The organism is Pseudomonas sp. UBT (genome assembly GCF_050915955.1).
In the GTDB taxonomy this organism is placed as follows: domain Bacteria; phylum Pseudomonadota; class Gammaproteobacteria; order Pseudomonadales; family Pseudomonadaceae; genus Aquipseudomonas; species Aquipseudomonas antarctica_A.
This window is the reverse complement of the sequence record NZ_CP168079.1, coordinates 2,178,755-2,203,091: the sequence shown is the minus strand read 5'-3', so window position 1 is coordinate 2,203,091 and position 24,337 is coordinate 2,178,755. Positions and strand designations below refer to the sequence as shown.

Annotated in this window: 22 protein-coding genes; 7 read left to right on the top strand and 15 right to left on the bottom strand. The window is 59.2% G+C overall.

Translation table 11 applies throughout. The annotated features are described in order from the left end of the window. Positions 1–136 precede the first annotated feature (136 nt). The 4 genes from ACDZ94_RS10045 to ACDZ94_RS10030 all read right to left on the bottom strand — a co-directional run bounded on the left by ACDZ94_RS10045 (position 137) and on the right by ACDZ94_RS10030 (position 5,040). On the bottom strand, positions 137–1,231 hold the full coding sequence (locus ACDZ94_RS10045) for a polyamine ABC transporter substrate-binding protein (RefSeq protein ID WP_432751494.1): 1,095 nt from the start codon (positions 1,229–1,231) through the stop codon (positions 137–139). Between the two features lie 208 nt (positions 1,232–1,439). Next, the gene (locus tag ACDZ94_RS10040) at positions 1,440–2,804 is read right to left on the bottom strand and encodes an aspartate aminotransferase family protein (RefSeq protein WP_064454614.1); all 1,365 of its coding nucleotides are present in this window, start codon (positions 2,802–2,804) and stop codon (positions 1,440–1,442) included. Positions 2,805–2,862: 58 nt separating this feature from the next. Next, a complete protein-coding gene (locus tag ACDZ94_RS10035) occupies positions 2,863–4,221 on the bottom strand; it encodes a glutamine synthetase family protein (RefSeq protein ID WP_064454615.1) in 1,359 nt (452 codons plus the stop codon). Between the two features lie 39 nt (positions 4,222–4,260). Next, the gene (locus tag ACDZ94_RS10030; RefSeq protein WP_064454616.1) at positions 4,261–5,040 is read right to left on the bottom strand and encodes a gamma-glutamyl-gamma-aminobutyrate hydrolase family protein; all 780 of its coding nucleotides are present in this window, start codon (positions 5,038–5,040) and stop codon (positions 4,261–4,263) included. A gap of 278 nt (positions 5,041–5,318) precedes the next feature. On the opposite strand from ACDZ94_RS10030, the gene ACDZ94_RS10025 reads away from it, so the two are divergent. After that, positions 5,319–6,695 carry a glutamine synthetase family protein gene (locus tag ACDZ94_RS10025; protein ID WP_003213894.1) on the top strand — a complete coding sequence of 459 codons (1,377 nt, stop codon included), beginning with the start codon at positions 5,319–5,321 and terminating at the stop codon, positions 6,693–6,695. A gap of 229 nt (positions 6,696–6,924) precedes the next feature. Next, positions 6,925–7,566: a TetR/AcrR family transcriptional regulator gene (locus tag ACDZ94_RS10020; protein ID WP_221295864.1), complete on the top strand. Its 642-nt coding sequence runs from the start codon at positions 6,925–6,927 to the stop codon at positions 7,564–7,566. A 126-nt stretch (positions 7,567–7,692) separates the two neighbouring features. Here ACDZ94_RS10020 and ACDZ94_RS10015 read toward each other — a convergent pair whose 3' ends face one another. The 8 genes from ACDZ94_RS10015 to ACDZ94_RS09980 form a co-directional block, all read right to left on the bottom strand. Continuing rightward, positions 7,693–7,908 carry a TOBE domain-containing protein gene (locus ACDZ94_RS10015; RefSeq protein ID WP_003213899.1) on the bottom strand — a complete coding sequence of 72 codons (216 nt, stop codon included), beginning with the start codon at positions 7,906–7,908 and terminating at the stop codon, positions 7,693–7,695. A gap of 28 nt (positions 7,909–7,936) precedes the next feature. Further along, positions 7,937–8,743 (bottom strand): aliphatic sulfonates ABC transporter ATP-binding protein, encoded by an 807-nt coding sequence (gene ssuB, locus ACDZ94_RS10010; protein WP_064454618.1) that lies wholly within the window; start codon positions 8,741–8,743, stop codon positions 7,937–7,939. Beyond that, positions 8,740–9,528: an aliphatic sulfonate ABC transporter permease SsuC gene (gene ssuC, locus ACDZ94_RS10005; RefSeq protein ID WP_432751398.1), complete on the bottom strand. Its 789-nt coding sequence runs from the start codon at positions 9,526–9,528 to the stop codon at positions 8,740–8,742. Before ssuC ends, ssuB begins: the two co-directional genes overlap by 4 nt. 9 nt (positions 9,529–9,537) lie before the next feature. Further along, a complete protein-coding gene (gene ssuD / locus ACDZ94_RS10000) occupies positions 9,538–10,686 on the bottom strand; it encodes an FMNH2-dependent alkanesulfonate monooxygenase (RefSeq protein ID WP_064454620.1) in 1,149 nt (382 codons plus the stop codon). Between the two features lie 25 nt (positions 10,687–10,711). Continuing rightward, positions 10,712–11,680: a sulfonate ABC transporter substrate-binding protein gene (locus ACDZ94_RS09995; RefSeq protein ID WP_064454621.1), complete on the bottom strand. Its 969-nt coding sequence runs from the start codon at positions 11,678–11,680 to the stop codon at positions 10,712–10,714. A 94-nt stretch (positions 11,681–11,774) separates the two neighbouring features. After that, on the bottom strand, positions 11,775–12,368 hold the full coding sequence (gene ssuE / locus ACDZ94_RS09990; RefSeq protein WP_053258559.1) for an NADPH-dependent FMN reductase: 594 nt from the start codon (positions 12,366–12,368) through the stop codon (positions 11,775–11,777). A 315-nt stretch (positions 12,369–12,683) separates the two neighbouring features. Beyond that, positions 12,684–13,322 (bottom strand): peroxiredoxin, encoded by a 639-nt coding sequence (locus ACDZ94_RS09985; RefSeq protein ID WP_064454622.1) that lies wholly within the window; start codon positions 13,320–13,322, stop codon positions 12,684–12,686. A gap of 274 nt (positions 13,323–13,596) precedes the next feature. Beyond that, positions 13,597–14,940, bottom strand: a complete 1,344-nt coding sequence (locus ACDZ94_RS09980) for an OprD family porin (RefSeq protein WP_064454623.1) — start codon at positions 14,938–14,940, stop codon at positions 13,597–13,599. 370 nt (positions 14,941–15,310) lie between these two features. On the opposite strand from ACDZ94_RS09980, the gene tauA reads away from it, so the two are divergent. Beyond that, entirely contained in the window at positions 15,311–16,297 is a 987-nt protein-coding gene (gene tauA / locus ACDZ94_RS09975) for a taurine ABC transporter substrate-binding protein (protein ID WP_432751397.1), read from the top strand. Between the two features lie 131 nt (positions 16,298–16,428). Here tauA and argA read toward each other — a convergent pair whose 3' ends face one another. Continuing rightward, complete coding sequence (gene argA / locus ACDZ94_RS09970) at positions 16,429–17,727, bottom strand: amino-acid N-acetyltransferase (protein WP_064454625.1); 1,299 nt, start codon at positions 17,725–17,727, stop codon at positions 16,429–16,431. A gap of 133 nt (positions 17,728–17,860) precedes the next feature. Further along, the gene (gene argE, locus ACDZ94_RS09965; RefSeq protein ID WP_064454626.1) at positions 17,861–19,009 is read right to left on the bottom strand and encodes an acetylornithine deacetylase; all 1,149 of its coding nucleotides are present in this window, start codon (positions 19,007–19,009) and stop codon (positions 17,861–17,863) included. Positions 19,010–19,167: 158 nt separating this feature from the next. Between argE and ACDZ94_RS09960 the strand changes: the two genes are divergently transcribed. Continuing rightward, the gene (locus tag ACDZ94_RS09960; RefSeq protein ID WP_064454627.1) at positions 19,168–20,535 is read left to right on the top strand and encodes an inorganic triphosphatase; all 1,368 of its coding nucleotides are present in this window, start codon (positions 19,168–19,170) and stop codon (positions 20,533–20,535) included. Between the two features lie 90 nt (positions 20,536–20,625). Here ACDZ94_RS09960 and ACDZ94_RS09955 read toward each other — a convergent pair whose 3' ends face one another. Next, entirely contained in the window at positions 20,626–21,096 is a 471-nt protein-coding gene (locus tag ACDZ94_RS09955; protein WP_003195279.1) for an Lrp/AsnC family transcriptional regulator, read from the bottom strand. Between the two features lie 127 nt (positions 21,097–21,223). Between ACDZ94_RS09955 and ACDZ94_RS09950 the strand changes: the two genes are divergently transcribed. The 3 genes from ACDZ94_RS09950 (at position 21,224) to ACDZ94_RS09940 (ending at position 24,335) form a co-directional block, all read left to right on the top strand. Next, a complete protein-coding gene (locus tag ACDZ94_RS09950; RefSeq protein ID WP_221295868.1) occupies positions 21,224–21,562 on the top strand; it encodes a hypothetical protein in 339 nt (112 codons plus the stop codon). Positions 21,563–21,645: 83 nt separating this feature from the next. Beyond that, complete coding sequence (locus ACDZ94_RS09945) at positions 21,646–23,337, top strand: GspE/PulE family protein (RefSeq protein ID WP_432751396.1); 1,692 nt, start codon at positions 21,646–21,648, stop codon at positions 23,335–23,337. A 77-nt stretch (positions 23,338–23,414) separates the two neighbouring features. Then, positions 23,415–24,335 (top strand): SPFH domain-containing protein, encoded by a 921-nt coding sequence (locus ACDZ94_RS09940; RefSeq protein WP_053258568.1) that lies wholly within the window; start codon positions 23,415–23,417, stop codon positions 24,333–24,335. The last annotated feature ends 2 nt before the right edge of the window (positions 24,336–24,337 follow it).

Below are 24,337 nucleotides of genomic sequence, written 5' to 3'. Positions count from 1 at the left end.
CTTAAATAGTTGGGCCCGAAGTTGTTGCCCGGCAACAAAACCGGCGCGCAACTTACCCTCGATAAACCGATCCGGCAAAGCTTTCTGTCATTTAATTTGTGGGAGCGGCGGTTCGCCGCCCCCACGGTTCAAAGGCTTATTTGCCCGATTTGATTTTGGTCCAGCTGCGCGTCATTTCACGCTGAGTCGCAGCCGGCAAGTCAGCAATGGCGTAGAGCTTGGCCTGCACATCCGCTGGCGGGTAAATGCCCGGGTCGCTGGTGATGTCTTTGTCGACCAGTGCGGTGGCTTTCTCGTTACCGTTCGGGAAGCGGACGCTGTTGGTGATAGCGGCCATGACTTCCGGCTTGAGCAGGTAGTTCATGAACTTGTAGGCAGCATCGACGTTTTCGGCATCTTTAGGGATGGCGACCATGTCATAGAAGCTACCGGCGCCTTCTTTCGGAATGTCGTAGGCAACCTTGACCTTGCCACCGGCTTCAGCCGCGCGGGACTTGGCTTGCTGGATGTCCCCGGAGTAGCCCACGGCCACGCAGATGTTGCCGTTGGCCAGGTCCGAGATGTACTTGGACGAGTGGAAATAGCCGATCGATGGGCGCAGCTTGAGGAACAGGTCCTCGGCTTGCTTGAGGTCAGCTTTTTTCTGGGTGTCGGTCGGCAGGCCCAGGTAATGCAGCGCCACCGGCAGCATTTCGGTTGGCGAGTCGAGGAAGCTCACGCCGCAGCTTTTCAGCTTGGCGATGTTTTCCGGCTCGAACAGCACGGCCCACGAGTCGATCTTGTCCACGCCCAGCGCAGCCTTGACCTTCTCCGGGTTGTAACCGATGCCGATCGAGCCCCACATGTACGGGAAAGCGTGCTTGTTGTCCGGGTCGCTGACCGACACGGCTTTAAGCAGGGATTTGTTCAGGTTGGCGTAGTTGGACAGCTTGGACTTGTCCAGCTCCTGATAGACACCGGCCTTGATCTGCTTGGCGAGGAAGTTGTTCGACGGAACGACGATGTCGTAACCGGACTTGCCTGCCAGCAACTTGGCTTCCAGGGTCTCGTTGCTGTCAAAAACGTCGTACACCACTTTAATGCCCGACTCTTTTTCAAAGTTGGCGATGGTGTCCGGTGCAATGTAGTCGGACCAGTTGTAGACGTGCAGCACTTTATCGTCTGCCTGGGCCGCGCCCGCCATTGCGCCCATCAGGGACAACGCGAGGAGGGTCTTGCCAGCGTTCTTCAAACCTAATGCCTTCATTTGGTGATGCTCCAATTTTTTCTTTTTTGGGCCACGTTCTTTAGTCGTCTCACGACCCTTCCAAAGGGCAACAAAACACGGCGACAGTCTGGCAAGTTCAGGGGCCGGCTTTCAACCAAAGCCCCCTTTATTACTGCGTTTTTGTAACTGCCCAGACGCAGCGCCCGAAGCCGCAGCGCACTGAGCCTAGCACTTAGCCTTGCAATGCCGCCAAAGTCAGGTCCAGGCACTGGCGAGCCTTGGTCACCAGCTCGTCGATTTCCGCCTTGCTGATCACCAGCGGAGGCGAAATGATCATGGTGTCGCCCACGGCGCGCATGATCAGGCCATTCTCAAAGCAGAACGTGCGGCAGATCATGCCCACACCACGGCCTTCGTAACGTTTTCGCGTGGCCTTGTCCTGCACCAACTCAATCGCCCCGAGCATGCCGACACCGCGAACTTCACCCACCAACGGGTGATCAGCCAGTTCCCTCAGACGTTTCTGCAAATACGGTGCCGTTTCTTCGTGCACACGGTTAACGATTTTTTCATCGCGCAGAATCCGGATGTTTTCCAGGGCTACCGCTGCCGCTACCGGGTGACCGGAATAGGTGAAGCCGTGGTTGAAATCACCGCCTTCATTGAGCACGGCAACCACGTCGTCGTGCACGATCAGGCCACCCATAGGGATGTAACCCGAGGTCAGGCCCTTGGCGATGGTCATCATGTGTGGCTTGAGGCCGTAGAAGTCGCTGCCGAACCATTCACCGGTACGGCCGAAACCGCAGATCACTTCATCGGCGACGAACAGGATGTCGTACTTGGCGAGGATTTCCTTGATGCGCGGCCAGTAGGTCTCTGGCGGCACGATCACGCCACCGGCACCCTGGATCGGCTCGGCAATAAAGGCGCCGACGTTGTCCACGCCCAGTTCCAGGATCTTCTCTTCCAGCTGGTTGGCGGCCCATACCCCGAACTCTTCCGGGCTCATGTCGCCGCCTTCGCCATACCAGTACGGCTGAGCAATGTGGGTGATGCCCGGGATCGGCAAGTCGCCCTGTTCATGCATGTACGTCATGCCGCCCAGGCTGGCGCCGGCCACGGTGGAGCCGTGATAGCCATTCTTGCGGCTGATGATGATCTTCTTGTTCGGCTGGCCCTTGATCGCCCAGTAGTGGCGGACCATGCGCAACATGGTGTCGTTGCCTTCCGAGCCTGAGCCGGTGAAGAACACGTGGTTCATGCCGGCCGGTGCGATCTCGGAAATCACCTTGGCCAGTTCCAGCACCGGTGGGTGAGCGGTCTGGAAGAACAGGTTGTAGTACGGCAGCTCTTTCATCTGCTTGGCGGCGGCGTCAGCCAGTTCGTCGCGACCGTAACCGATCGCCACGCACCACAGGCCGGCCATGCCGTCGAGGATCTTGTTGCCTTCGCTGTCCCACAGGTAAACGCCGTGGGCTTTGGTGATAATCCGTGGGCCTTTCACTTTCAACTGCTTGAAGTCGCTGAACGGCGCCAGGTGGTGATCATTGCTCAAGGCTTGCCATTCACGGGTTTGCGGGTTGTTGCTGGACATACCAATCTCCTAGACTTTTCAGGTGTGGGCGCGCCAATCCCAAGGCGCGCCCGACGCATCAGACGGCGAAGAGCAGGAATTCCCGCTCCCACGAACTGATTACGCGCTTGAAGTTTTCATGCTCGGCCCGCTTGACCGCGACGTAGCCTGTGATGAATTTTTGACCCAAATATTTTTCGATGGTCTTGCTGTTTTCCATACGCTCCAGGGCGTCTTCGATGGTCAACGGCAGGCGCAGGTTGCGGCGCTCGTAACCTCGGCCCACCACCGGCGCGCTCGGGTTATGGCCTTCGACCATACCGATGTAGCCGCACAGCAGGCTGGCGGCAATCGCCAGGTACGGATTGGCGTCGGCGCCCGGCAGGCGGTTTTCCACGCGACGGTTCTGCGGGCCGGCATCCGGTACGCGCAGGCCGACGGTGCGGTTTTCTTCGCCCCACTCCACGTTCACCGGCGCCGAGGTGTCGGGCAGGAAGCGGCGGAACGAGTTCACGTTCGGCGCAAACAGCGGCAGCAATTCAGGGATGAATTTCTGCAGGCCGCCAATGTGATTGAGGAACAGCTGGCTCATGGTCCCGTCTTCATTAGAGAAGACGTTCTTGCCGGTGGCGATGTCGATGATGCTCTGGTGCAAGTGCATCGCGCTGCCGGGCTCGCCGGTCATGGGCTTGGCCATGAAGGTGGCGGCCACGTTGTGCTTGAGCGCGGCCTCACGCATGGTGCGCTTGAACACCAGGATCTGGTCGGCCAGGGACAGCGCATCGCCATGACGGAAGTTGATTTCCATCTGCGCGGTGCCGTCCTCGTGGATCAGGGTGTCGAGGTCAAGCTCCTGGAGTTCACACCAGTCGTAGACGTCTTCGAACAACGGGTCGAACTCGTTGGCCGCTTCTATAGAGAAGGACTGGCGACCGGTCTCCGGGCGCCCGGAACGGCCGATCGGCGGTTGCAGCGGGAAGTCCGGGTCTTCGCAGCGTTTGGTCAGGTAGAACTCCATTTCCGGCGCCACGATCGGCTGCCAGCCTCGGTTGGCGTAGAGCTGGAGGACTTTCTTGAGCACATTGCGCGGCGACAGCTCGATCGGGTTGCCTTGCTTGTCGTAGGTGTCGTGAATCACCTGGGCGGTAGGCTCGATGGCCCAGGGCACCAGGAATACGGCGTTCTGGTCGGGACGGCAGATCATGTCGATGTCGGCCGGGTCGAGCAATTCGTAATAGATGTCGTCTTCGACATAGTCGCCGGTCACGGTCTGCAACAGAACGCTCTCGGGCAGGCGCATGCCTTTTTCGGCGATGAACTTGTTGGTCGGCGAGATCTTGCCCCGGGTGATGCCGGTGAGGTCGCCAATCATGCATTCGACTTCTGTGATCTTGTGGTCTTTCAACCAATCGGTGAGCTGGTCGAGGTTGTTACTCATAAATGCCTCTGGGCTGTGTTTCCTGACATCCATTAAAGGTCAGGCGTTGTTTGACGCAGCATCCGCGTCGCGTTGCATCGCCCGCGTTCGACAGGCCGAGCCAAAGGCCTGGAAGATCGCGAGATAGTGCGGGTTAGAGCTTACCTGCCATTCGGGGTGCCATTGCACTCCTAAAGCAAAAGCCTTGCCCGCGGTGTAAGAAAAAGCTTCGATCAACCCATCCGGCGCAGTGGCTTCGACCTGCAGCCCCGGCGCCAGGCGATCAACGCCCTGGCCGTGAATCGAGTTGACCTGAATGGTCTGCGGCAACCCCAGGCTTGCCAGGACGCCATGCGGGGCAATCGCCACGGCGTGCGCCGGGCCGTACTGAATCTCCAGCGGCTGGGTGTCGTCTTCGCGGTGATCCATCATGCCCGGCACTTCATGAACCTTCTGGTGCAGGCTGCCACCCAACGCCACGTTCATTTCCTGGAACCCACGGCAGATGCCCAGCACCGGCACGCCTGCTGCAATCGCGGCACGCAGCAACGGCAGCGTGGTCTGGTCCCGTGCAGAATCATGAGCAGTCCCGGGCGCGCTGGCCGGACCGTCGTAGAGAAAGGGTTCGATATTGGAGGGGGAGCCGGTAAATAGAATGCCATCCAGACCGTCAAGAATATTGGCCGGGTCGAGCAAATCGCCCAAGGATGGAATGATCAATGGCAAGCCCTTAGCAGCGATGGCCACTGCACGGACGTATTTGTCGCCACTGATGTGATAAGCATGCAGACCGACCTGTTTGGAGCAGGCGGTGACGCCGATTAACGGCAGGCGAGACATGAAGCACCCCGGTATTATTGCTGTTATGGGTTTGAATCGAGCTTAGCCTTGTTCATTTTTTTACACAACACCCCCGTAAAAAATACAACACGGCCCGCTCAAGCCTGCTAGTCCCAAGGCCTTCAAACCCAAAAAAGCGCCCCAAAAAGCCCCAAAAAAGGCCTCAAGGCGCTTTTTTAGGGCAAAAAAGGCCTCGCTTGACTTCGGCAAGCCGTTCGGGTTGACTGAAACCAGAAAAGATCAATGATTGATATTTTTAACAACAAAGGTGTTGCATCATGTCGGTACCCCCGCGTGCCGTTCAGCTTAACGAAGCGAACGCGTTCCTTAAGGATCATCCTGAGGTTCTGTACGTAGACCTTCTAATTGCGGATATGAATGGTGTGGTGCGCGGCAAGCGCATCGAACGCACCAGCCTCCACAAGGTTTACGAGAAGGGCATTAACCTGCCTGCCTCTTTATTTGCCCTGGATATCAATGGCTCGACAGTGGAAAGCACTGGCCTGGGTCTGGATATCGGTGATGCTGACCGAATCTGTTATCCGATCCCTGACACCCTGTGCAATGAGCCGTGGCAAAAGCGCCCAACCGCGCAACTGCTGATGACCATGCACGAACTTGAAGGTGAACCTTTCTTCGCCGATCCTCGCGAAGTGCTCCGCCAAGTTGTCAGCAAGTTTGACGACCTCGGTCTGACCATCTGCGCTGCCTTCGAGCTTGAGTTCTACCTGATCGACCAGGAGAACGTGAACGGCCGCCCACAACCGCCCCGCTCGCCGATCTCCGGCAAACGCCCGCACTCGACACAGGTCTACCTGATCGACGACCTCGACGAATACGTCGACTGCCTCCAGGACATCCTGGAAGGTGCCAAAGAGCAAGGCATCCCGGCTGACGCCATCGTCAAGGAAAGTGCCCCGGCGCAGTTCGAAGTGAACCTGCACCACGTGGCCGACCCGATCAAGGCTTGCGATTACGCCGTACTGCTCAAGCGCCTGATCAAGAACATCGCCTACGACCATGAGATGGACACCACCTTCATGGCCAAGCCTTACCCAGGCCAGGCAGGCAATGGTTTGCACGTACACATTTCGATCCTGGACAAGGACGGCAAGAACATCTTTGCCAGCGAGGATCCCGAGCAGAACGCCGCATTGCGTCACGCGATCGGCGGTGTGCTCGAGACCCTACCCGCCCAAATGGCGTTCCTGTGCCCCAACGTCAACTCCTACCGTCGTTTCGGCGCACAGTTCTACGTGCCGAACTCGCCGTGCTGGGGCCTGGACAACCGCACTGTGGCGATTCGCGTACCCACGGGCTCCTCGGATGCCGTACGTATCGAACACCGCGTGGCCGGCGCCGACGCCAACCCTTACCTGCTGATGGCTTCGGTCCTGGCAGGCGTGCACCACGGTCTGACCAACAAGATCGAGCCTGGCGCTCCAGTGGAAGGCAACAGCTACGAGCAGAACGAACAGAGCCTGCCGAACAACCTGCGCGATGCCCTGCGCGAGTTGGACGACAGCGAGGTGATGGCCAAGTACATCGATCCTAAATACATCGATATCTTCGTCGCCTGTAAGGAAAGTGAGCTGGAAGAGTTCGAACACTCCATCTCCGACCTTGAGTACAACTGGTACCTGCATACCGTGTAAGCAGTGGTTGTACTGAAAAACGCCTCCGGCCTTTGGTCTGTGGCGTTTTTTTATGGGTTTCTTCCGGTTGACCGAGTCGGCCTCATCGGGAGCAAGCCCGCTCCCACACTTGACTGCATTTCAAGGTTGGAACTCAGTCAACTGTGGGAGGGGCTTGCTCCCGATGGCGCCTTGGCAGACAACACCGGTTCCTGCTCATACAATGCCCGCTGCCTTGTAGGAGACTTCCATGACCACCCGCCCTGCCGCCCCTCGCAAACCCCGCGCCCGCAGCCAGGCCAGGATCGATGCGATCCTTGATGCCGCCCGCACGTTGCTGGCGACCGAAGGCGTGGCCAGTTTGTCGATCTACAGCGTGGCGGAACGGGCACAGATTCCACCGTCGTCGGTGTATCACTTTTTCGCCAGCGTGCCGGCGCTACTGGAAGCGTTGACCGCCGATGTGCATGCGGCATTCCGCGCAGCCATCCAGGCGCCTATCGAGCATGCTGCACTCAAGCACTGGCGCGATCTGTCCTGCATCGTCGAACAGCGCATGCTCACGGTCTACGAGCACGACGCCGCCGCGCGCCAGTTGATCCTGGCTCAGCATGGGCTCACCGAAGTGACCCAGGCCGACCGCCAGCATGATCTGGAGTTGGGGGATTTGATGCTGGCCGTGTTCAACCGCCACTTCGAAGTGCCGACGCTGCCTGAGGATGTGGATGTGTTCGCCTTGGCGCTGGAACTGAGCGACCGCGTCTATGCGCGCTCGGTGCATCAGCATGGGCAGATTACGCCGCGCATGGCGGAAGAAGGGATGCGGGTTTTTGATGCGTATGTGGGGCTTTATTTGCCGGCGTACTTGCCAAAGCGGGCGGTGACTGGCTGATTGATGCATTGCCTGGGCAGGCGCCATCGCGGGCAAGCCCGCTCCCACATTTTGCTCTGTGAATACAGTCAAATGTGGGAGCGGGCTTGCTCGCGAAAGCGGCCTTAAAAGCACCGCAAATCCCGATCACAACTTGGCGATCGACACCTCGGTGGACTTAACGAAGGCAATCACTTCGCTGCCAATCACCAACTCCAGCTCTTTGACCGAGCGGGTGGTGATGACAGACGTCACGATACCGGACGCCGTCTGCACGTCGATTTCCGACAGCACGTCGCCTTCTACGATTTCCTTGATAGTGCCTTTGAACTGGTTACGCACGTTGATGGCTTTAATAGTCATGGTGTTCTTCCTTCGAGGGACAAGTGAGTTATTGCGCCCAACGCAATTGCGTCGGCAGCGGTGAAACAGGTTCGGGTTCCGGCGGCGTGCCGGGCAGCGACAGCACACGGTTAAGCACTTCGGCTTCCAGCGCTGCCAGGCGATGCGACCCACGGGCACGGGGTCGCGGCAGATCGACAATCAGGTCGAGGCCGACTTCACCGTCTTCGATCAGGATTACCCGGTCGGCAATCGCCACGGCCTCGCTGACATCGTGGGTCACCAGCAACACGGTGAAGCCGTGCTTCTGCCACAGGTTTTCGATCAGTTGCTGCATCTCGATGCGCGTCAGGGCGTCCAGCGCCCCCAAAGGCTCATCCAGCAACAGCAGGCGCGGTTGGTGAATCAGCGCACGCGCCAAGGCCACCCGCTGCTTCTGGCCACCGGACAACGCCGCCGGCCACTCATTCGCACGCTCGGCCAGGCCGACCGCCTCCAGCGCATCCAGCGCTTTGGGGCGCCAGTTACCTTTGAGACCCAGCCCCACGTTGTCGATGATCTTTTTCCACGGCAGCAGGCGCGCTTCTTGGAACATCAACCGCGTGTCCTCAATCGCTTCGCTCAGCGGTGCGGAGCCGGCCAACAGTTCGCCGCCGCTGGCTTTGTCCAGCCCGGCCAGCAGGCGCAGCAAGGTACTTTTGCCGCAGCCACTGCGACCGACCACGGCCACAAACTGCCCAGCGGGGATGTGCAGGTCGATGTCCTTGAGCACTTCCCGTGCACCAAAGGCCTTGCGCAATTTGCGCACCGCCAGCGGGATACCCTTGAGCAGGCGTGGAGGTTGTTGAGCGGTCATGCCGCACCTCCTTTATTCACTTGGTAAGCCGGATGCCAGCGCAGCCACACACGTTCCAGGCCGCGAGCAGCCAGGTCGGCGAGCTTGCCGAGGATGGCGTACATGACGATGGCCAATACCACCACGTCGGTTTGCAGGAATTCACGGGCGTTCATCGCCAGGTAACCAATGCCGGAGCTGGCCGAGATGGTTTCCGCCACGATCAGCGTCAACCACATAAAGCCCAGCGCAAAACGCACGCCGACCAGAATCGAAGGCAATGCGCCCGGCAGGATCACCTGACGGAACAGGCTGAAGCCGGACAAGCCGTAGCTGCGCGCCATTTCCACCAGCGCCGGGTCGACGTTGCGAATGCCGTGATACGTGTTCAGGTAGATCGGGAACAGCGTGCCGAGGGCGACCAGGAAAATCTTCGCGGTCTCGTCAATGCCGAACCACAGGATCACCAGCGGAATCAGCGCCAGGTGTGGCACGTTGCGGATCATCTGCACCGAGCTGTCCAACAGGCGTTCGCCCCATTTCGACAGGCCGGTGATAAAGCCCAGGGCCAGGCCGATGCTGCCACCGATCACAAAGCCCAGGCCGGCACGCCAGCCGCTGATGGCCAGGTGCGTCCAGATTTCGCCGCTGCGCACCAGGTTAACCCCGGCTTCGATCACCGCACTCGGCGCCGGCAGAATGCGTGTCGACAACCAACCCGCCGACACCGACAACTGCCACACCGCCAGCAACAAGATCGGCAGCACCCAGGGCGCGACGCGATGGCTTATTTTTTCAACGTTCATGACGGCGCCTCAGCTCTGCGACGCAGCTTTGGGAAGGATGTCGTTGGCGACCATCTCGCCGAACGGGCTGACGTAACCGGCGCTTTTCGGCAACTCGGGACGTTCGATGTCCAGGTGCGGGAACAACAGTTCAGCCACGCGGTACGACTCTTCCAGGTGTGGATAACCGGAGAAGATGAAGGTATCGATGCCCAGCGCAGCGTATTCATTGACACGTGCCGCAACGGTTGGGCCATCACCCACCAGCGCAGTGCCCGCACCACCGCGTACCAGGCCGACACCGGCCCACAGGTTGGGGCTGACTTCGAGGTTGTCACGGTTACCGCCGTGTAAGGCCGCCATGCGTTGCTGGCCGACGGAATCGAAGCGCGCGAGGGAGGCCTGGGCACGGGCGATGGTCTCGTCGTCCAAGTGGGAGATCAGTTTGTCCGCAGCTTTCCACGCCTCATCGTTGGTTTCACGCACGATCACATGCAGGCGAATACCGAAGCGCACCGTGCGCCCAAGTTTCGCGGCCTTGGCCCGCACCTGTTCGATTTTTTCAGCGACAGCGGCCGGAGGCTCACCCCAGGTCAGCACCATTTCCACTTGTTCAGCGGCCAGGTCCTGGGCGGCTTCGGAGGAGCCGCCGAAGTACAGCGGCGGACGCGGCTGCTGGATCGGCGGGTAGAGCAATTTGGCGCCTTTGACGCTGATGTGTTCACCGTCGTAATCCACGGTTTCACCTTCCAGCACGCGTCGCCAGATGCGGGTGAATTCCACGGAGGCCTGATAGCGCTCTTCGTGGCTGAGGAACAAACCGTCGCCGGCCAGCTCTTCCGGATCACCACCGGTCACCAGGTTAAACAGCGCACGGCCACCGGACAGGCGGTCCAGGGTCGCCGCCTGACGCGCAGCCACCGTCGGGGAAATGATCCCGGGGCGCAGGGCGACAAGGAATTTCAGACGCTGGGTCACCGGGATCAGCGAGGCGGCCACCAGCCACGAGTCTTCGCAGGAGCGGCCGGTCGGGATCAACACCCCGCCGAAACCCAGGCGGTCGGCCGCCTGTGCCACTTGTTGCAGGTAACCATGGTCAACGGCGCGAGCGCCTTCGGCGGTACCCAGGTAATGGCCGTCGCCGTGGGTAGGCAGGAACCAGAAAATATTGAGGCTCATGGAGTTGTCTCCTGAAGAAGTCGAATTACGGCGCTTTGGCAACGGCGGCGGGTGGCGTCCAGATCACGTCCTTGATGCTCAAGGGTTTGGGGATCAATTTGAGCTGGTAGAAGCTGTCGGCGATTTTCTGCTGGGCGGCGACCACTTCCGGGGTCAGGAACAACGCGCCGTAGCCTTGGCGTTTCACCGAGGTCAGGGTGATGTCAGCGGGCAGGCCGAGCAGCGGTGCGACTTGTTCCGTGACTTCCTGCGGGTTGGCTTTGGACCACTCGCCTACCGCACGCACTTCTTCCACCAGCGCCTTGATCACATCCGGGTGCTGTGTGGCGTACGGTTTGGTGGCCAGGTAGAACTGGTGGTTGTCGGCGATGCCGGTGCCGTCACGCAGGGTGCGCGCTTGCAGTTGTTTCTCGGCGGCGGCCTGGTACGGGTCCCAGATCACCCAGGCGTCGACGCTGCCTCGCTCGAACGCGGCGCGGGCATCGGCGGGCGGCAGGAACACGGTGTGCACGTCGGTGTATTTCAGGCCGGCATCCTCCAGGGCGCGTACCAGCAGGTAGTGCACGTTAGAGCCTTTGTTGAGCACGATTTTCTTGCCCTTGAGCTCGGCCACGGACTTGATCGTCGAGTCTTTGGGCACCAGGATCGCTTCACTGGTCGGTGCTGGCGGTTCGTAGGCGACATAAAGCAGATCGGCGCCGGCGGCCTGGGCGAAGACCGGCGGCGTTTCGCCGGTGACGCCGAAGTCGATGGAACCGACGTTCAGGCCTTCGAGCAGTTGCGGGCCACCGGGGAATTCCGTCCACTGCACCTGCACGCCCTGGGCGGCCAGGCGTTTTTCCAGGGTGCCTTTGGCCTTGAGCAACACCAGGGTGCCGTACTTCTGATAACCGATCCGCAGGGTTTCGGCGGCGTGGGCTTGAACCATGGCGCCGAAGGACACAGCCGCAGCAAACAGTGCGACCAGACCACGACGCAAGATGACAGTGCGCATGGCGCTCTCTCCAAAAAATGCGATTAGGGGGTTGGCTGCACCTGCTTGGCCGTTGGCGGCTGAGTAAGGTGAGTACTACACAATCCGGTAAGACTTAAATGCTCCAGCGAGCACTCAATAAACGGTCATTCAACACATTGGGATCAAGGGGTTTTGGGCGACGGGCCATGGCGCTATAGAGCGTCTCCAGGGCCTCGTGCAAACGCTGTTCAAGCACCGGCACCAGTTGCGCCTGGGCACTGCCTTCGCCGTAGGCGATCTGGCTGTCTTCGGCAAAGATGCCGTGGAGCAACTCCTGGGCTTTGAGGGCCGACAACACCGGCTTCAAGGCGTAGTCCACCGCCAGCATGTGGGCGATGCTGCCGCCGGTGGCCATCGGTAAGACGATCTTGTGAGCCAGGGCGCGCTCAGGCAGCAGATCGAGCACGGTTTTCAGCGCACCCGAGAACGAGGCCTTGTATACCGGCGTGGCGATGACCAGGCCATCGGCGTTGGCGACTTGCTGCAACAGATCGATAACTTTGGGGCTGTCGAAGCGGGCGTGCAGCAAGTCTTCGGCCGGGAAGTCCCGTATCTGATAACTCACGACTTCCACGCCTTTGTCTTGCAGCCACTGACGGGTTTTTTCCAGCAAGACCCCGGAGCGGGAACGCTGGCTGGGACTGCCTCCAAGTGTTACGACCAACATGCAGGTATTCCTTGAGCAAGTGTCGGCGGTTCGCTGTGTGCGGTGGCGCCAAGATGGGACAGACCATATCAGCTGATTTATATATCTATAAATCTTATTTTTTCATTTGTTTATTCCCTAAAAATATATGGGATTTATAAATCTTCAGACGAAAAAAAAGGCCGTCGAAACGGCCTGAAAACCCCTGCTGTGTGAGACGGTCTACAACTTGAAACCTGTGTCCATTTGAAGTCTGCTATCGCGGGCAAGCCCGGCTCCCACAGTTGACCGCATTCCCCTGTGGGAGCGGGCTTGCCCGCGATAGCGGTTTCAGCCTCAGCGATTCGGCTGTGGGGTAAGCCGCAGATACGGCTTCACCGCGCGATAACCTTTCGGAAAGCGTTGCTTGATCTCTTCCTCGTCCTTGAGCGACGGCACGATCACCACTTCATCGCCGTCCTGCCAGTTGGCGGGCGTGGCGACCTTGTGGCTGTCGGTCAGCTGCAGCGAGTCGATAACCCGCAGGATTTCGTGGAAGTTGCGGCCAGTGCTGGCCGGGTAGGTAATCGTCAGGCGAACCTTCTTGTTCGGGTCGATCACGAACAAGGAGCGCACGGTGAGGGTGTCACTGGCGTTCGGGTGGATCAGGTCGTACAGGTCCGACACCTTGCGATCGGCATCCGCCAGGATCGGGAAGTTAACGACCGTGTTCTGGGTTTCGTTGATGTCTTCAATCCACTTGTGGTGCGAGTCCACCGGGTCTACCGACAGCGCGATAGCCTTGACGCCGCGCTTGGCGAATTCGTCCTTGAGCTTGGCGGTGAAGCCCAACTCGGTGGTGCACACCGGAGTGAAGTCCGCCGGATGAGAAAACAGCACGCCCCAGCTATCGCCCAGCCACTCATGGAAACGAATCTTGCCGGCGCTGGAATCCTGTTCGAAGTCGGGGGCGATGTCGCCCAATCTTAGGCTCATGGTGTAGCTCCTGGTGAGTGCTTATGGAGCCTACTGTGCATGGGTTACAGATTATTTAAAAAGAATAAATATAGCTTTATCTAGACGATAAAAGAATATTAAAAATCTGTTCATTGGACTTGGCAACGGGCAAGGATCAAAATCCGTTTCAAGGTTCGAGAAGGCCTTGAGACGCTGTAAAGAGAGGGGATTCAGGAAGGGCTTGCGGGGGTTGAGCCCGACTTGAACAGTAAAATACCCTGCCCGGCATTGCGCCGGGCAAGGTTTTACACGCTTACAACAGCGGGATCGAGTAGCTGACGATCAGACGGTTTTCGTCTTGATCGCGGGTAGCAACGTCGGTACGCCACATTGCGTTCTTCCAAGCCACGCCGAGGTTTTTCAGCGGGCCTTGTGGAACAACGTAAGCCAGGGTGATATCGCGTTCCCACTCAGACTTGTCGCCAGCGGTGGTCTGGATATTGGTACCTTTGAGGTAAACAATACCAGCGGTCAGGCCAGGCACGCCGATTTTGGCGAAGTCATACGCGTAACGAGCTTGCCAGGTGCGCTCGCCGGCACGGGCGAACTTCTGGATTTGCATGTCGGTCGTGGTGCTGTTCGACGAACCGTCGCCTTGGTTCAGCCAAGGGAAGTCACTGTCGCCATTGGTGTACTGATAACCGCCACCAAAGGTGTGGCCATTAATCGAGTACAGACCCAGGTAGCTGTAGAGGTCGTTGTCAACCTTGCCAGCGGTAACAGGCTTGGCACCGTCGGTGTAGTAACCCGAGGTGTAGTAGCCGGCAGTGTTGCCATTTGCGCCGTTGTCGCGGCTGCGGTAGTAACGCAGGTCACTTTTCAGCACGCCTGGGCCGATTGCCCAGTTGTGTACCAAGCCCAGGAAGTTCTGGGAGTAAAAATCTTTCAGCTCGCCGAAGTAGTACGAAGCGGTCAGATCCTTGGTGATTTTGTAGTCAGCACCAGCGTAGTAGAACTTGTTGCTGAATTTGCCGGTGTCGTAGTTGGAGCTTTTGTTAGCGCCAGCAATCGACAGGTTTTCGTTGTTGCTCGAGTTACGGCCCTTGGCCGACTCGATCTGACCAGCAGTCAGGGTCAAGTCTTTGATTTCGTTAGAAACGATCTCGCCGCCCTGGAAGGTCTGAGGCAACAGGCGACCATCGTTGGTCTTGATCACCGGGTTGTTTGGCTGCAGGGTGCCAATTTTCGCTACGGTCTGGGAGATCTTGACCTTACCGGTCACGCCCAGACTGGCGAAATCGCTGACGGCTTTGTTGCCGTCGCTTGGGAACACAGTGCCGCCCGAAGCGGTGCCGCTGTAGTTGCCGTGGTTATCGCGGCTGGAGTCCAGACGCATGCCGTACAGGCCGATAGCGTCAACACCAAACTGAACGGTACCTTGGGTAAAACCCGAGATGAAACGCAGGTCGAAGCCTTGGCCCCATTCAGCGTTCTTGCTACGGCTGCTCGCAGTAGGAGCGCCATCGCGGTTGTCAGTGTTGATGTAAAAGTTACGCAGACCCAGAGTGGCCTTGCTGTCTTCGATGAAACCGGCGGAGTTTGCCTGTTGGGCAATCGCAGCGACAGCCACGGCCAACGCCAATGTTGACTTCTTCATGTACCGCTCCTCTCATTTCTAATTTTTGTATTTCTTAGGTCTCGGGTCTGACGCCCTAGATCCACAGATGCGCGATTAGCGCCAGATAGTGACTACCAAGTCAATCGTAACTTTGTATGTCTACTACCTTCGTCTAACCGCAGTTGATTTGGTCCCTGCAGGGTAATGAGTTTTTCATACACCCAAAAAGAATTGTTTCATTCTTTTTCATACGATTCAGGAATAAGACTTTCCATGCAGCAAGCCGGTCAGCATAGACCACCTGCTCCATAAGCTAATTCCTAAATGGTATTTACTAGCCTTTTTTTAGATCGATTAGTGTTGCCGTACTGTTGCATACGTCACCCACGATCAAAAAGGCGACGCCATCATGGCCAAAGGCACATCCTCCCGTCAATTTGTTACAGTTTTTGTGTCACTAATAATTTCTTTTGGTGTCCAAGCGGCCGATTTAACCATCGGCTATCAAACCGGCATCGACCCCAGCAAAGTCCCACAGGCCGATGGCCTCTATGAAAAGGCCATTGGCGAGAAGATTGCGTGGCGCCGATTCAACAGTGGGCCGGAAGTCGTCACGGCTATCGCATCCGGCGATGTACAAATCGGTAACCTGGGTTCCAGCCCTCTAGCAGCGGCGGCTGCACGCAATCTACCGATCGTAGCCTTTATGGTATCGGCGCAGATCAATGCTTCTGAAGCGTTGGTGGTGCGTAATGGCAGCGGCATCAACAAACCAGCGGATCTGGTCGGCAAAACCATCGCCACCCCCTTCGTCTCAACCTCTCATTACAGCCTGCTCGGCGCGCTGAAGCATTGGGGCCTGGACACCCGGAAAGTCAAAGTGGTGAACCTGCAGCCTGCGGAAATTGCCGCCGCGTGGAAACGTGGTGATATCGACGGCGCCTTCGTGTGGTCACCGGCCCTGGGCGAGATCCGCAAGACCGGAAAAACCCTGACAGATGCGGCCCAAGTGGGCCAGTGGGGAGCGCCGACGTTCGAAGTGTGGGTGGCACGCAAGGATTTCGCGGAAAAACATCCTGACGTAGTGGCCAAGTTTGCCAAGGTCACGCTGGACTCTTTCGCTGACTATGCCGCCCATAAAGACGGCTGGACGGTGGACTCTGAACCGGTGCAGAAAATCGCCAAATTGACAGGTTCTAATGCCACCGATATTCCTGAGCTGTTGGCCGGCACCACTTTCCCGGATGCGCAGGCGCAGCAAACCGATGCCCTGCTTAAAGGGGGCACGGCGAAGGCGATTGGAGAGACGGCGAAGTTTTTGAAGGAACAGGGGAAGGTTGAAGCGGTGTTGCCGGACTATTCGGCATTCGTGACCGACAAATTCGTCAACCCGTAAGGCGATCAAATGTGGGAGCTGGCTTGCCGGCGATGCTGGCGACTCGGTAGTTCAGATAAACCGAGGTGATGCTATCGCAGGCAAGCCAGCTCCCCCATGAGCCAGCTCTTTATCAGGCAGGAAGATCGGGTTTAGAGGGCCTTCTCGAAAATCTTCGAATTACGCTGATAGTTGTAGAGCGAGGCCCGCGCCGAAGGCAGGCGATCCACACTGCTCGGTACAAACCCACGCTCACGGAACCAGTGGGCGGTACGCGTGGTGAGGACAAACAGCGTCTTCAAACCCTGCGCTCGGGCTCGGGTCTCGATTCGCTCCAGCAACACATCACCGCGCGCGCCATGGCGGTATTCCGGGTTCACCGCCAGGCATGCCAACTCACCGGCATCCGAGTCTGCGATTTGATACAGCGCCGCACAGGCGATGATCATGCCTTCGCGCTCGACCACACTGAACTGCTCGATCTCACGCTCCAGCACTTCGCGCGAACGCCGTACCAGGATGCCCTGCTCTTCCAGCGGGCTGATCAGGTCGAGCAAACCACCGACATCTTCAATCGCCGCTTCGCGTACCAGTTCAAATTGCTCCTGGGCCACCAGCGTACCGCCGCCGTCCCGGGTAAACAGCTCGGTGAGCAGCGCGCCGTCTTCGGCGTAGCTCACGATATGGCTGCGCCCTACCCCGCCACGGCAGGCTTCGGCGGCGGCGTCCAGCAGTTCAGCCTGATAGTTGTTGCCCAGGCGTTGCAGGTGCGCCGGTACTTGCTGCGGGCGCAACTCACGGACCAGGCGACCCTGTTCGTCGATCAGGCCCAGGTCGGCGCCAAACAGCAGCAGCTTGTCGGCGCCCAGGTCGATGGCGGCGCGGGTGGCGACGTCTTCGCAGGCCAGGTTGAAGATTTCCCCGGTGGGCGAGTAACCCAACGGCGACAGCAGCACGATGGAGCGCTCGTCCAACAGACGGTTGATGCCCTTGCGGTCGACCCGGCGCACTTCGCCAGTGTGGTGGTAATCCACGCCTTCCAGCACACCGATCGGCCGCGCGGTAACCAGGTTGCCGCTGGCCACCCGCAGGCGCGAGCCTTGCATCGGCGACGAGGCCATGTCCATGGACAGGCGCGCCTCGATAGCAATACGCAGGTGGCCGACCGCGTCGATCACACACTCCAGCGTCGCGGCATCGGTGATGCGCAAGCCTTCGTGGTAAGCCGGCGTCAGGCCACGCGCCTCAAGGCGCGTTTCGATTTGTGGGCGCGAACCGTGGACCAGCACCAGCCGCACGCCGAGGCTGTGAAGCAGCACCAGGTCGTGGACGATATTGCCGAAGTTCGGATGTTCCACACCATCGCCGGGCAGCATGACCACAAAGGTGCAGTCGCGGTGGGCGTTGATGTAAGGCGAAGCGTGACGAAGCCAATTGACGTATTCGGGCATAACACCTGGGCCTGTAATAAAAAGCAGCCAAAAAAGGATGAATCGTGAAAGCGCACAGCGGGCTGATGGTTATCGTCGGAACAGGCTTGGCGACACGCTCGCTCTCCTTATGTACGAATGGGCAGGGGTTAATTTATGCAGGTTTAAGGCAGTAATGTTCGATCAGTTCCCGCAATAGACGCACTGTAGGCGTCAAGCGTGACATTTCGAGGTACTCGCCCGGCTGGTGGGCACACGCAATATCACCAGGGCCAAGCACCAGGGTTTCACAACCAAGGCGCTGAAGATAAGGCGCTTCGGTGCCGAACGCTACTGCTTCGGCACGATGCCCCGTCAATCGTTCCGCAACCCGCACCAGCTCGGCGTCTTCTGCCTGCTCGAACGGCGGCACTTCGGGGAAGAGCGGCGCGTAGTCGATCTTGACTTTGTGGCGCTCGGCCAAGGGTTCGAGCTTCTGCCGGATGGCGTCGCGCAGCACTTGCGGGTCCATGCCCGGCAAGGGCCGCAGGTCGAACTCGAGGGAACATTGACCGCAAATGCGGTTGGGATTGTCGCCGCCGTGGATGCAACCGAAGTTCATGGTCGGTTGCGGTACGCTGAATTGCGGGTTGCGGTACTCACGCTGCCAGGCCAGGCGCAGGCCACGCAGTTCGCCAATGGCGTCGTGCATGGCCTCGAGGGCGCTGTGGCCCAGACTTGGGTCCGACGAATGGCCGCTACGGCCGAGGATGTCGATGCGCTCCATCATCACGCCTTTATGCAGGCGGATGGGCTTGAGGCCCGTCGGCTCACCGATCACCGCCGCGCGGCCCAACGGGCGCCCGGCCTCGGCGAGCGCACGGGCGCCGGACATGGAGCTTTCTTCGTCGCAGGTGGCGAGGATCAACAACGGTTGCTTGAACGGCTGATCCAGCAATGGCAACACCGCTTCAATGGCCAGTGCGAAAAAGCCCTTCATGTCGCAGCTGCCCAATCCTACCCAGCGGCCATCAACTTCCGTCAGTTTGAGCGGGTCGGTCTTCCACAACGCAGCGTCGTAGGGAACGGTATCACTATGACCAGCCAGCACCAGGCCGCCAGGACCGCTGCCGAAACTGGCCAGCAGGTTGAACTTGCCGGGGCTGACTTGCTGGATATCGATGGCGAAACCCAGGTCGCCGAGCCAACTGGCGAGCAGGTCGATCACCGGGCGGTTGGTCTGGTCGAGAGACGCTTGGGTGCAACTGACAGACGGCGCGGCAATCAACGCGGCGAATTGCTCTTTCATGGACGGTAACGGCATGCGCGGCCTCTCAACTTCCCGGATGAGCCCCACTATAGAACCATCTGCACGACACAATAAACCGTTGCGGCGCGTTGCCGGGCTCAGTCCTGTACACTGCACGACCTTGGCAGCCACACTTTTCCCCGGCTGCGCTCCCGATCCTGGATTTTCCGGCCATGCAGAAAGAAACCGAAATCAAGCTCCGCGTCAGCCGCGAAACACTCGCCGCGCTGCGTGAGCACCCGCTACTGAAAAAACGCAACAAAAGTGGCTGGGAACGCCGTGAGTTGATGAACCAGTATTTCGACACCCCCGAGCGCGACCTGGCCCAGGCCAAAGTCGCCCTGCGCCTGCGCAAGGACGGTGACGAAATCATCCAGACCCTCAAGACCCGTGGCCAGAGCGTCGCTGGCTTGTCGGAACGCAACGAGTTCAACTGGGACCTGCCCAAGGCCAAGCTCGACGTGAAGAAACTCGACGGCGAGTGCTGGCCCGAGCAACTGGCCGAGCTGGACAAAAAGACCCTCAAGCCGATCTTCACCACCGATTTCGTGCGTGAGCGCGCTGAAATCGCCTGGGGCCGTGGCAAGGCCAAGGTGGTCATCGAAGCCGCCCTGGACCTGGGCCACGTGGTCGTGGGCAAGCAGAAAGAAGAAATCTGCGAGCTGGAACTGGAACTGCGCGAAGGTGAACCGGCTGCCCTGCTGGAACTCGCCGCCGAGCTGGCCGCCACCCTGGCGCTGATGCCCTGCGATATCAGCAAAGCCGAGCGTGGCTACCGCTTGTACGACGCCAACAGCTACTCGCTGAGCCTGCCAGCGCCGCAGATCCACGCCGAAATGCCGTTGGACGACGCCTTCGCCGCCATCATGTGGCACCTGCTGGGCAGCAGCCAGCGCCTGGCCGAACAATACCGTTTCAATGGCCACTGGCGCCTGCTGCAGGACTGGGTCGACAACCTCGGCGAACTGCGCGCCCTGATCGGCAGCCTCGGCCAGGCCGCTCCGCGTCAATCCACCAGTGAGCTGCGCAGCTCGCTGGATGCGTTGCTGGAAGACTGGCGCCCACTGGTCCAGGCCGGTGATGACGACGAAGACATTCGCAAAGCCGCGCCGGAACAATTCGCTGAAGAGCTGGAAGACGTGCGCTGGGGCTTGTTCTCGCTGAACACCTCGCGCTGGCTGCTGGCCCGCACCTGGACCACCGACCGCAACGTGCGTGGCAACCGTCAGGGCGCCGCGCAAATCACCAACTGGCTACCGCGCCTGCTGGCTGACGATGCCGTCGCCCTGCAACTGCCGCGCTACCAGCAACAACCGGAAGACCTGGCCGAGCAACTGCCGCGCATCGAGCGCATCCAGGCCTGGCTGCACCACGCGCGCCAGGTGGTAGACATCCCGGAACTGGACCGTTTGTACGGCGAGCTGAACAAGCTGGCGCAACTGGCTAACCAGTTGATCACCGACGAATCGCTGGATGCGCGCATGCATCAGGCAATTGCGGTGTATCAGAACCGTGCCTGGAAAACGTTGCTGCGCCTGTAATACCGCAATCGCGGGCAAGCCCGCTCCCACATTGGACTGTGTACATAAGTCCCTGTGGGAGCGGGCTTGCCCGCGATGAGGCAGGCCCTGTCAGCGCAATACAGGCAGGCTGGTAGTGGACTTGATCTCGGATAAAGCCACGATCGAGTTGACCTCCTGAATCCCCGGCACCATCGACAGCTTCTCGAAGAAAAACCGCTCGTACGCCTCGATGTCAGAGGTGACGATGCGCAGCAGAAAATCCACCGCCCCCATCAGCACGTAACACTCCAACACTTCCGGAAACCCACGAATCGCTTCGGTGAACTCTGTGAAGTTGGATCGGCCGTGGGCGTTGAGTTTTACCTCGGCAAAAATCTGCGTGTTGAGACCGATCTTCTTGCGGTCGAGCAGCGTCACCTGCCCGCGAATCACGCCTTCTTCCTTGAGCCGTTGAATACGCCGCCAGCACGGCGACTGCGACAGGCCCACCTGCTCGGCGATCTGCGCGCTGGACAGTGAAGCGTCCTCTTGCAACAGGGCCAGGATACGGCGGTCGTAGGCGTCCAACTCACTGTGCATAGAAATACCTGTTATGACGCTTATCTCGAATTTATTTATTCAATAAATCGCAAATCAGCTCCATCTTAGATAAGAAATCTCCCGTAGCGAATGTAAAAATTTCTCCAGTCGAATCTGGAGAGTCAGCATGCACGTCGTCGAAACCACACCGCCCTCTGCCCGCGTCGATGCGTGGGCCGTCAACAGCGCCCATTGCCAGGCGCATTATCAGATCGTCGCCGAGGCCGAACCGGATGTGCTGTGCCGGGTGCTCAACTACTTCGCATTGCAGTTCCTGACGCCGCACCAGGTCAATGTGAACCGGGAAGACGACCTGCTGAGCATTGACATCGTGATGGACGGTTTGAGCTGGCATCGCGCCCAGGTGATCGGTGAAAAGATTAGAAACCTGATCAGCGTGTGCTCGCTGGAAGTGTGGCGGGCCGACTCCCTGCGGCCTCAGGCGGTGACGGCAGCCAGTCTGTAAAAGCCTGCAATACACACTGGGAGTGTGGATGTTCAGAGACTGGCTAGCCTGGAATTACGCCCGACACTGCCCAGGAAATGTCCATGCCCGCTGCCTTGCACGATCACCGATTGGAACTGCATCAATTGCTGCCCGCGTTGGTCGAGCAACAGCTGATTACGGCGGATGTGGCGCACAGGTTATCGACGACGCCTTCCTCACTGCACCCTCTTGAATGCATCGCAGCTGAAGGGCTTTGCCTGGAAACACTGACCCAATGGCTGGCCCAGCATGTCGGGCAGCCTTATTTGCGCATAGACCCGCTCAAGATCGACGTGGCGACGGTAGTGCCCTTGATGTCCCACGCCTTCGCGCAGCGCCACGCGATCCTTGCGGTGGCCGTGGATGCGCAAACCGTCACCGTCGCCAGCGCCCAGCCCCATGTCAGCGGATGGGAAGCTGGGCTGGCGCAGGTGCTGAAACGCTCGATCAAGCGCGTGGTCGCCAACCCCAAGGACATTCAACGCTGCATTGGCGAGTTCTACCGGCTGGCCCAGTCCGTCAGCGGCGCTGATCAAAAGGTGGCGGTGGCCGGCAATTTCGAACTGCTCAACCTCGGCGCCAGCGAGCAGGAGCCAGATGCCAATGACGCGCATATCGTCAATATCGTCGACTGGCTGTTGCAGTACGCCTTCGGCCAACGGGCCAGCGATATCCATATCGAACCTTGTCGCGACCAGGGCCGGGTGCGCTTTCGCATCGACGGGCTGTTGCACGACGTGTATCAATTTCCGCCTCAGGTCACGATGGCGGTGGTCAGCCGCCTGAAAAGCCTGGGCCGGATGAATGTCGCGCAGAAGCGCAAACCCCAGGACGGCCGGGTCAAGACCAAAAGCCCGGAGGGCGTCGAGGTGGAACTGCGCCTTTCAACCCTGCCGACCGCGTTTGGCGAAAAACTGGTGATGCGTATTTTCGACCCACAGGTGCTGATCAAGGCTTTTGACCAGTTGGGTTTATCCGTCGAGGACCAACAACGTTGGCACGCCATGACCCGTCAGGCCAACGGCATCATCCTGGTTACCGGGCCTACCGGCTCTGGCAAGACCAGTACCCTCTACACCACGCTCAAGCAACTGGCGACCCGCGAGGTCAACCTGTGCACGGTGGAAGATCCGATCGAAATGATTGAGCCCGCCTTCAACCAGATGCAAGTGCAACACAACATCGACCTGACCTTCGCCAGCGGTATCCGCGCACTGCTGCGCCAAGACCCGGACATCATCATGATCGGTGAGATTCGCGACCAGGAAACGGCAGAGATGGCGATCCAGGCCGCACTGACCGGGCATCTGGTGCTATCGACCCTCCACACCAACGATGCTCCCAGCGCCGTCAGTCGTTTGCAGGAACTGGGTATTGCTCATTATTTGATCAAAGCTACGCTGATAGGGGTGATGGCACAGCGTTTGGTAAGGCTTTTGTGCCCTCACTGTAAACGCGCGGTGAATACGCAGGAACCTGTCCACGAAGCTACCGGCTGCGGGGAGTGTCGTGACAGCGGTTATCGAGGCCGAGCCGGGCTCTACGAAATCATGGTGATGGACGAGACGCTCAAGGCGCTGATCACCCCCGGCGCCGATGTGCAGGCTCTACGCCGTGCATCACTCGGGCAAGGCATGCGCAGCCTGCGAATGGCCGGTATCGATAAAGTGAACGCAGGGCTGACAACCCTGGCAGAAGTATTGCGGGTAACGCCTGGGGATTCAGATACAAATGATTGGGTTGTTGCGCCGTGAAACCGTTCTTATCCGTGACCAGACCGTTACACTCGGTCGCACATCGTTTCACTGACACCATCAGATAGGGAATCGCTATGCAGATCGGAACCGTACTGCTTCTATTCGTGGGTTTGGCCGTAGCCATCCTGTTCATGGGTTTTAAAGTGGTGCCCCAGGGCTACCAATGGACCGTCGAGCGCTTCGGTCGCTACACCAACACCCTCAAACCCGGCCTCAACATCATCATTCCGATCATGGACCGTATTGGTCGCAAGATGAACGTGATGGAAAGCGTGCTGGATATCCCGCCTCAGGAAGTCATCACCGCCGATAACGCCACCGTGCAGATCGACGCCGTGTGCTTCTTCCAGGTGGTCAACACGGCCCAGGCCGCCTACGAGGTCAACAACCTCGAGCATGCTATCCGTAACTTGCTGCAAACCAATATCCGCACCGTGCTCGGCTCCATGGAACTGGATGCGATGTTGAGCCAGCGTGACGGCATCAACGAGAAACTGCTGCGTACCGTGGATGAAGCCACGGCACCGTGGGGCATCAAGATTACCCGGATCGAGATCAAGGACATCAGCCCGCCTGCCGACCTGATGGCCGCCATGTCCGGCCAGATGAAAGCCGAGCGGATCAAGCGTGCGCAGATTCTGGAGGCCGAAGGCCTGCGCGCATCGGCGATCCTGACTGCCGAAGGCAAGAAGCAGGCGCAGATCCTTGAGGCCGAGGGTAGCCGTCAGGCGGCTTTCCTGGAGTCCGAAGCCCGCGAGCGTCAGGCCGAAGCCGAAGCCCGCGCCACACAAGTGGTTTCCGAGGCAATCGCTTCGGGGAACGTGCAGGCGGTTAACTACTTCGTTGCGCAAAAATACATTGATGCCTTGGGCAAGCTGGCTTCGGCCAACAACAGCAAAGTCATCCTGATGCCGTTGGAAGCCAGCCAGGTGATTGGCGCAGTCGGTGGCATCGGCGAAATCGTCAAGGCAACCTTCGACAACAAGAAAGGCTGAGG